Annotated in this window: 10 protein-coding genes and 1 pseudogene; 4 read left to right on the top strand and 7 right to left on the bottom strand. The window is 73.4% G+C overall.

Translation table 11 applies throughout. The annotated features are described in order from the left end of the window. Positions 1-91: pseudogene (locus tag EF918_RS38650) on the top strand (lytic transglycosylase domain-containing protein); the annotation flags it as partial. 242 nt (positions 92-333) lie between these two features. Next, positions 334-1,413 (top strand): mechanosensitive ion channel family protein, encoded by a 1,080-nt coding sequence (locus EF918_RS29100; protein WP_125651916.1) that lies wholly within the window; start codon positions 334-336, stop codon positions 1,411-1,413. A 182-nt stretch (positions 1,414-1,595) separates the two neighbouring features. Here the strand turns inward: EF918_RS29100 and EF918_RS29105 are convergent, their stop codons facing one another. The 4 genes from EF918_RS29105 to EF918_RS29120 form a co-directional block, all read right to left on the bottom strand. Continuing rightward, entirely contained in the window at positions 1,596-1,862 is a 267-nt protein-coding gene (locus EF918_RS29105) for a DUF4235 domain-containing protein (protein WP_125651917.1), read from the bottom strand. Beyond that, positions 1,859-2,326 carry a DUF3618 domain-containing protein gene (locus tag EF918_RS29110; RefSeq protein ID WP_125651918.1) on the bottom strand — a complete coding sequence of 156 codons (468 nt, stop codon included), beginning with the start codon at positions 2,324-2,326 and terminating at the stop codon, positions 1,859-1,861. Before EF918_RS29110 ends, EF918_RS29105 begins: the two co-directional genes overlap by 4 nt. Beyond that, complete coding sequence (locus EF918_RS29115; RefSeq protein ID WP_125651919.1) at positions 2,323-2,739, bottom strand: phage holin family protein; 417 nt, start codon at positions 2,737-2,739, stop codon at positions 2,323-2,325. The genes EF918_RS29110 and EF918_RS29115 overlap by 4 nt, the downstream gene beginning before the upstream one ends. A gap of 107 nt (positions 2,740-2,846) precedes the next feature. Continuing rightward, positions 2,847-3,269 carry an ATP-binding protein gene (locus tag EF918_RS29120; RefSeq protein WP_125651920.1) on the bottom strand — a complete coding sequence of 141 codons (423 nt, stop codon included), beginning with the start codon at positions 3,267-3,269 and terminating at the stop codon, positions 2,847-2,849. Between the two features lie 331 nt (positions 3,270-3,600). Here EF918_RS29120 and EF918_RS29125 point away from each other — a divergent pair, with 331 nt between their 5' ends. After that, positions 3,601-4,965, top strand: a complete 1,365-nt coding sequence (locus tag EF918_RS29125; RefSeq protein WP_125651921.1) for an NAD(P)/FAD-dependent oxidoreductase — start codon at positions 3,601-3,603, stop codon at positions 4,963-4,965. Between the two features lie 14 nt (positions 4,966-4,979). On the opposite strand, the gene EF918_RS29130 is transcribed toward EF918_RS29125, so the two are convergent. Further along, entirely contained in the window at positions 4,980-5,438 is a 459-nt protein-coding gene (locus tag EF918_RS29130; RefSeq protein ID WP_312847875.1) for a MarR family transcriptional regulator, read from the bottom strand. A gap of 77 nt (positions 5,439-5,515) precedes the next feature. Between EF918_RS29130 and EF918_RS29135 the strand changes: the two genes are divergently transcribed. Further along, a complete protein-coding gene (locus tag EF918_RS29135) occupies positions 5,516-5,926 on the top strand; it encodes a VOC family protein (protein WP_125651922.1) in 411 nt (136 codons plus the stop codon). A gap of 81 nt (positions 5,927-6,007) precedes the next feature. On the opposite strand, the gene EF918_RS29140 is transcribed toward EF918_RS29135, so the two are convergent. Both EF918_RS29140 and EF918_RS29145 read right to left on the bottom strand, forming a co-directional pair. Further along, positions 6,008-7,099 carry a glutamate--cysteine ligase gene (locus EF918_RS29140; protein ID WP_125651923.1) on the bottom strand — a complete coding sequence of 364 codons (1,092 nt, stop codon included), beginning with the start codon at positions 7,097-7,099 and terminating at the stop codon, positions 6,008-6,010. Between the two features lie 160 nt (positions 7,100-7,259). Continuing rightward, entirely contained in the window at positions 7,260-7,742 is a 483-nt protein-coding gene (locus EF918_RS29145) for an RICIN domain-containing protein (protein ID WP_221889770.1), read from the bottom strand. Between the last annotated feature and the right edge of the window lie 33 nt (positions 7,743-7,775).

Genomic DNA, 7,775 nt, shown 5'->3' on the forward strand with positions numbered 1-7,775 from the left:
CCAGATCAAGTGGGGCCTGGACTACATGAACGACCGCTACGGCAGCCCGGCCGCCGCCTGGAACTTCTGGCAGGCCAACCACTGGTACTAGACCGGTGACCCCGCCCCGGCCCGCGGCACCGCCACCAGCCGCACACGACGCACGAAGGCCCCGGTAGGCCGACCTCCCCAGGTCCGCCCACCGGGGCCTTCTGCATGCCCGTCCCGCAGACCTCCCCTGCTCCGGGCACGTCGAGGCGGCGGTGCCGTCGGCGTTTCGCGCCGGAGGGGTGGGGCAACTGCGCGGGCGACGACCCGATCGTCCCGATGTCGCCGACACACCATCGAGGAGTCATGAACAGCCTTCTGCGCCTGCTGGCCGTCCTGGGCGGTTCCGTCCTGCTCACGGTCACGGCGGGCTGGATCACCGACCTGCTGCTCAAACGAGCCGATGCTCGCCACCCGGAAACCCCCCTGTGGAGCATGCTGCGCCGCTGCCGCCCCTCCCTCCAGGTCCTGCTGCTGGCCGCCCTGCTGCGCGGGTCGTACCGGCAGCTCACCTGGCAGCCGCTCCGCGAACACGCGGCGGCCGTCGGGCAGGCACTGTCACTGCTGCTGATCGGGGCCGGCGCCTGGTGCGTGGTCCACGTGACCTCGGCCGTCGTCGAGTCCTCGTACGCCCGGTACGCGAACGGCGGCCGAGCCGGCAGCCGTGACCCCTCCCGGATCCGTAGGGTCCGCACGCAGGTGACGCTCATCATGCGGATCGTCACCGCCGTGGTCGCCGTCGTAGCTGCCGCGGCGATGCTGCTCACCTTCCCGGGCCTGCGGGCCGTCGGTACGTCGCTGCTGGCCTCGGCCGGGATCATCGGCATCGTCGCCGGTGTCGCGGCGCAGTCCACCCTGGGCAACCTCTTCGCCGGGTTCCAGATCGCCTTCGGCGACATGGTGCGCATCGGGGACACCGTGGTGGTCGACGGCGAGTGGGGCGTCGTGGAGGAAGTGACGCTGACCTTCCTCGCCGTGCGCACCTGGGACGAGCGGCGCATCACCATGCCCGTCTCCTACTTCACCGGGCGTCCCTTCGAGAACTGGTCGCGCGGCGGGATCCAGATGACGGGCACGGTGTTCCTGCACTGCGACCACACCGTCCCCGTGGCGCTGATGCGCGAACGGCTCAAGGAGATCCTGGACAACTGCCCGGCCTGGGACGGGCGCGGCTGGGACCTCGCGGTGACCGACACCACCCCGACCACCGTCGTGGTGCGCGCGATCGTCACCGCCAAGGACCCGGACGACCTGTGGACCGCACGCTGCACGGTGCGCGAGGAACTGGTCGCCTGGCTCGCCGAGAAGCACCCGTACGCCCTGCCCCGGGTCACCACGACCCCCGCCACCCCGGCGCCCCACCCGCGGCACGAGCAGCGGGTCTGACACGACCGGCCACCGGACATTCCCGACCGGAACCCCGCCGCTCCGGACCGGCCGCGCCCGGACACTGGCCCCCGACACTGGCCCCCGACACTGGCCCCGGACGCCGGCCCCGACACCGGCCGAGGAGCGCCGGCGCCCGGATGCCTCCGGACGCCGGCGCCCCAGGCGCGCGCAGGGCCGGCTCAGCCGGGCCAGGTGCCGGTCAGCCGCCGCGTGGCAGCGGCTCCGCCGCGGTCGACGGCCGCCTTCACCACGGCGAAGATCGCGCCTTGCAGGGCCGCGGCGATCAGGACTTCCTGCCAGGTGCGGTCCTCGTCGGTGGCCTCCGGGGCGTCGTCCTCGCGGCCGATCATCTTCCACGCCTGCTTGAACGCCGCCCCGGCGACCATGCCGCTGGCGGCACCGAGCAGCAGTCCGACGGGCCTGTAGGCGATCTTGGATGCGGTCACTTCCGCCTCCGGTTGCGTCGCAGGAGCAGGAAGACGACGAGGGCCGCGGCGGCGGCGAGCAGCGGGGTCCGGTTCGCCCGTGCCACGGTGGTGGCCGAGGCCGCCTTCTCCCGTACCTGTTCCGGGGTCTTCGACGCCGCCACGTGCCCGGCGTGGATCGCGCCGTCGCGGACCTGGGCCGCCTTGTCGAGGACCGGGTCGGGCGTGTTGTCCTTGACCAGCTTCGCCATCTGGGTCGCCTTCGCCCGGAGCTGGTCCTGCACGAGCGCGGCCGCCTCCACGGCCTGCTCCTTGAGCTCGGTCGCCTTCTGGCCGGCCTGCGCCTTGACGTCGGCCTTGGCCGCCAGCGCGGCCACGGTCCGGCCGAGCTCCTCGCGGGTGTGCTCGACCTGCTCGCGCAGCTCCTGCTCGTGCAGCTCCTCCGGGGTCGGTACGGATGCGTCGCCGTGCGTCTGATCGCTCATCGGTGTGCCTTCTCCTTGATCTCGGCCACGTCGGCCTTGATGCTGTCGATGGACTTCTCGGGTGCGGGACCACCGGCGCTCGCGACCTGCTTCTTGCCGGCCATGGCCAGGACCGCGGCCACCGCCGCCAGCACGACGCCGACGACCAGGGCCGCCGCCCACAGCGGCAGGACCAGCGAGAGGGCCGCGATCGCGGCGGCGACCAGGGCCTGTGCGCCGAGGACCCCCACCAGGCCGGCGCCCCCGAAGAGGCCTCCGCCCACGCCGTAGCGCCTGCCCTTCTGCGTCAGCTCCGCCCGAGCCAGCTGCATCTCCTCCCGTACCAGCTCCGAGATCTGCTGCGACGCCCGTGAGACCAGCTCGCCCACCGACTCGTCGCTGCCGTGCTTCGGACGGCTTCCGACGACGCTCATCGACTCCTCACCTTCTTCCGCTCGTCAGGGGTTGTCCCGGGCGCGCCTACCCGGCAACCCGCCGCTCATCCGCCCGTCGGGTGGGCCGGCGCCCTTGCCCACCGCCGTCAGGCGGAGCCGTCGTGCGGGGAGGGCCGGTCCGGCGGGTGGAAGCAGGCCGTGATCGCCTTGCCGCCGTGGACCTCGTGGGCGTCCCATGCGTCGGCGAGGGCATCGATGATCGCCAGACCCCGGCCCGAGGTCGCCTGGGTGGAGGCCTGCCGGGGGGCGGGCAGGTGCGGATCGGCGTCGGCCACGCTGACGTGCAGACAGGTGCCGTCCCAGGTCAGGACGAGCTGGGCGCTGCTCCCGGCGTGCACATGGGCGTTGGTCACCAGTTCGGACACGGTGAGCAGGACGGAGTGGACCGTGTCGGGCGCGTCCGCCGTCCAGCGCAGGGTGTTCAGATGCGCCAGACACCACCGGCGGGCCTCGCCGACCCCGCGGTGGACGGGGAACGACCGGGCCCACCCGACTGCTCGTACCGGCACGACCCCACTCCCTCGCTCGTGATCGCTCGTCAGCCGCGCCCGGCCCGGTGCCGGGCGCGGCGATGGGTGTCGCGGGTGACCAGCAGCAGAGCCAGCAGCATCGGTGCGATCAACAGGATCATGGTGGCCACGGTGTTCCGTCCCCTCGCGGTCGGTAACTCTCGGCAACTCTCGGCGCTGCGCGTTTTCTTCGCGTATGGCCGCCCGGATCTGGCCGAAACACCCGAGTCGGCAGCGTCACTCCTGCGCCACACGGGCGCTTCGAGGTGCACAGCGGGCACCGGCCGGGCATGCGCCAAGAACCTGGCAGGCCCGAGAAAGGACCGACACCGTGGTACGACCGAGGATTCTCGTGGTGGGAGCCGGCTTCGCCGGGGTGGAGTGCATCCGGCGGCTGGAGCGCAAGCTGTCGCCCTCCGAGGCGGAGATCGCCCTGGTCACCCCGAACTCCTACCAGCTCTACCTCCCGCTGCTGCCCCAGGTGGCCTCCGGCGTGCTGACCCCGCAGTCCGTCGCGGTCTCGCTGCGTCGCAGCAGCCGCTACCGGACCCGGATCATCCCCGGCGGAGTCGTCGGTGTGGACACACGGGCGAAGGTCTGCGTCGTCCGCAGCATCACCGGCGAGCTGACCGACCGTGCCTACGACCACCTGGTGCTCGCGCCCGGCAGCATCACCCGGACCTTCGACATCCCCGGTCTCGTCGAGAACGCCCGCGGCATGAAGACCCTCGCCGAGGCCGCCTACCTGCGCGACCACGTCATCTCCCAGCTCGACCTGGCGGACGCGAGCGAGGACGAGGCGGAGCGGGCGGCGCGCCTGTGCTTCGTCGTGGTGGGCGGCGGGTACGCCGGCACGGAGACGGCCGCCTGCCTCCAGCGGCTCACCCAGCACGCCGTCAAGCGCTACCCCCGGCTCGACCCCCGCCAGATCACCTGGCACCTCCTCGACCTCGCGCCGAAGCTGATGCCCGAACTCGGCGACGCGCTGGGACGGGCGGCCCTGGACGTCCTGCGGCGCCGCGGCATCCAGGTCTCCCTCGGCGTCAGTGTCGCCAAGGCGGGCCCCACGGAGCTCACGCTGACCGACGGCCGGGTGCTGCCCAGCAGGACCTTGATCTGGACCGCCGGAGTGGCCGCGAGCCCCCTGATCGCCACCCTCGGCGCGGAGACCGTCCGCGGCCGGCTGCTGGTGACACCGGAGATGACCGTGCCCGGCGCCCCCGGAGTGTTCGCGCTCGGGGACGCGGCGGCGGTCCCCGACCTCGCCGCGGGGGAGGAGGGCGCGGTGTTCCCGCCCACCGCGCAGCACGCCCTGCGCCAGGGACGTACGCTCGCGGACAACCTGATCGCGACGCTGCGCCACCAGCCGCTGCGGCCGTACGTGCACAAGGACCTGGGGCTCGTGGTCGACCTCGGCGGCACCGACGCGGTGTCCAAGCCGCTGGGCGTCCCGCTGCGCGGCCTGCCGGCCCAGGCCGTGGCCCGCGGCTACCACTGGTCCGCGCTGCGCACCGGCGTCGCCAAGACGCGCGTGGCGACGAACTGGCTGCTCAACGCGCTGGCCGGGGACGACTTCGTCCGCATCGGGATCCGGTCCACCAAGCCGCCGACGCTGCGGGAGTTCGAGTACACCGACGCCTACCTGACCCCCGAGCAGGTACGCGCCCGTACCGCGGCACCGCGCGTCACCGACTGAGGGCCCTCGGGCGCCTACGGCCGTCCGCCGACCGCGTGGGCGTGCACGCGCAGCAGGAGTGCGTGGAGGGTGGCCCGTTCGGCCGCGTCGAGGGGGGCGAGCAGGTCGTCATGGACGGTCGCCACCTCGGCGACCAGCTCGTCCAGGACGCGCAGCCCCGGCTCGCTGATGCCCGCCAGGACCCGGCGGCGGTCGGCCGTGTCGCGTGCGCGGTCGACGTACCCGCGCCGGGCGAGGCCGTCGAGGACCTTGACCACGTCGCTCGGGTGCAGGGCCAGCCGCTCGGCGAGGTCGCGTTGCGGCAGGGGCCCGTGGTCGGCGAGTACGGCGAGCACGGCCATGTCCCACAGCCGCAGGTCCCGTGCCGCGAGCAGGTCGCCCACGAGGGTGCGGGCCACCTTGCCCACCGTGGAGAGCAAGTAGGGGGTGAGCGCGGTCAGTCGGGGCGTGGAGGGCGGGAGCATCGCAGCCATGACCGCATTGTAGGCTGACACCAATCATTGGTGTCGACCTACTGAACAGGTGTTCCGGAACGAAGGAGCCCACCCGCATGGACGCCCTGTACCCCCGCCTGCTCGTCGCCCGCTTCGAGGAGACCTTCCGCTTCTACGACGCGCTGCTCCCCGCCCTCCTCGGCGCCACCCGCACCCGCGGGAACGCAGAAGGCCCGTACGCCTCCTGGGACGCGGCGGGGCAGGGCGTACTGGCCCTGCTCGACCGCACCGCGATGGCGGCGACCGTCCCGCCGGGCGGCCCGCGCACCGGGCCCGCTGCCACCCCGGACGACCGGACCATGCTGGTCAGCCGCGTCCCGGACGTGGACGCCGCCTACGCGGCCTGCGTGGACCACGGCGGCACCCCGGCCGGCCCGCCGGCCGACCGCCCGGAGTGGGGCCCGACCCTGCGCAGCGCCCAGGTCCGCGACCCCGAAGGCAACCTGTGGGAGCTCCAGTCCTACTGACGGCGCCCCTCGGACGCTCGCCCCGTGCGCGGCACGCACGGCGCCGGACGGGGCGGCGCAACAGGGGCAGCCGCCCCGGCGTCAGTCGGGCGCGGTGCCGGTCATCAGCTCGATCAGCCGCGGCATCCCGCCCTCGCCCAGCGCGCGGCGCTGGGCGTCGGCGGGTGTCCCCACCTGCAGGAGGCGGTGGACGAGTCCGCTCACCGCCCGCAGGTCCCCTGCTTCCTCCAACGCGGGGGTGATGTGTCCGAGCAGGGCGGAGAGCACGTCCCCGCTGCTGCGCGGGCGGCCGAGGGGATCGACCAGGGTGCCGTTCAACCCGTGCCGGGCCGCGTGCCAGTTCGCGGCCTGGAGCAGTTCGGGCGCGATCGCCGGCCGGTCGGCGCCCGACTTCTCCTCCGCGATCGCCGTGGCCACGAGGGCCCGTACGATGCCCGCGAACATGACGGCGTCATCGGCCCGCAACTGGACGTCCAGGCAGCGCACTTCGACGGTGGGATAGCGGTCGGACAGCCGCGCCTGCCAGTACACCTGCCCCCGGTCCGCGATGACCCCGGAGGCGACGAGGGCGTCCAGGCGGTGTTCGTAGTCGGCGTGCGAGTCGAAGTGCGGGGGCGGGCCGCTGACCGGCCACCGGCTGAAGACGATGGTGCGCCAGCTCGCGTACCCGGTGTCCCGCCCGTCCCACAGCGGGGAATTGGCCCCCATGGCCAGCAGGACCGGCAGCCAGCCACGGATGCGGTCGAGGACCGCCACGCCCGTCTCCCGGTCGGGTATGCCGACGTGGACGTGCATCCCGCAGATCAACTGCTCGTCGACGAGCTGGCGGGCCTCGCCTTCCATGCGCAGGTAGCGCGGGGACGGGGTCACGGGCACCGGCAGGGCCCCTCGCACCGGCGCCGCGCCCGTGGCGGCGACCCGGCACCCGCTCGCCTCCGCGGCCGAGCCGACGGCATGGCGCAGGCGCAGCAGGTGGCCTCCCACCTCCTGGAGGCTGGAGCACACGGGCGTGGCGACCTCCACCTGCGCCTGGAGCAGTTCGTCCTGGACCTCCTCGCGTTCCGCGAAGCGCTCGATACCGGCGGTGCGGCACACGGCCTCCACCGCAGGCGCCGGCACACCGGTGACGGGGTCCACCAGCAGATACTCTTCTTCCACACCAACAGTGATCACGTCCCCCGACTACCCAGCATCGGGATGATCATCCGTACCGCCCTGCGCCCGGGACGCGAACGCCGCCTGGCGGCGCCGCGCCGAGCGCGGACGTACGGGGCAGCCCCGGACCGGCGCGGCGGGTGTGCCGTGCCGGTCCGGGGCGGGGGAGAGGGACGGGTCAGTGCCAGGTCTGGTACGGACTCTTGTCGGCGTGGGAGCCGCAGGGGAACGTGCGGAGGTGGTGGGCGGGACTGTCGTCCAGACAGAGGCCGGTCTGCTGGTTCTTCAGCTCGACGGCGCCGTCCGGGTAGCGGTGGACGATCCAGCTCTGGTCCTTGGCCTTGTCGCAGGCGTGCGGGCCGACGCTGCCGGCGGGATAGTCGGTCAGGCACCTGCCCGTCCTGACGTTGCGCAGCTCACGGGTGCCGTCGGCCCAGCGGTGGACGTTCCACCTCTGGTGGTCGTTGCCGAGGCAGGTATAGGTACGGACGCCGTACTCGCTGTCGTCCAGACAGGCCGACGTCGCGGCGTTGCGGAAGGTCTGGATCCGGTCGGCCGCGGGCGCCGCCGCAGCAGCGGTCGGGCTCGGGCCGGCGGCGAGCAGCGCGCACGCGAGGGCGGCGGAGCGGAGCAGGTGCCCGGTCCTGGGAAGGGTGATCACGGCTCTCCTTCGGGGGGTGGCGGGGGAGTGGTG

This window comes from Streptomyces sp. WAC06614 (assembly GCF_003949795.1).
Lineage (GTDB): Bacteria > Actinomycetota > Actinomycetes > Streptomycetales > Streptomycetaceae > Streptomyces.

Coding starts and splice junctions, on each gene's coding strand:
- EF918_RS29100 (WP_125651916.1), top strand. CDS start 334: ATGAACAGCCTTCTGCGCCTGCTGGCCGTCCTGGGCGGTTCCGTCCTG.
- EF918_RS29110 (WP_125651918.1), bottom strand. CDS start 2,326: ATGAGCGATCAGACGCACGGCGACGCATCCGTACCGACCCCGGAGGAG.
- EF918_RS29115 (WP_125651919.1), bottom strand. CDS start 2,739: ATGAGCGTCGTCGGAAGCCGTCCGAAGCACGGCAGCGACGAGTCGGTG.
- EF918_RS29130 (WP_312847875.1), bottom strand. CDS start 5,438: ATGGCTGCGATGCTCCCGCCCTCCACGCCCCGACTGACCGCGCTCACC.
- EF918_RS29135 (WP_125651922.1), top strand. CDS start 5,516: ATGGACGCCCTGTACCCCCGCCTGCTCGTCGCCCGCTTCGAGGAGACC.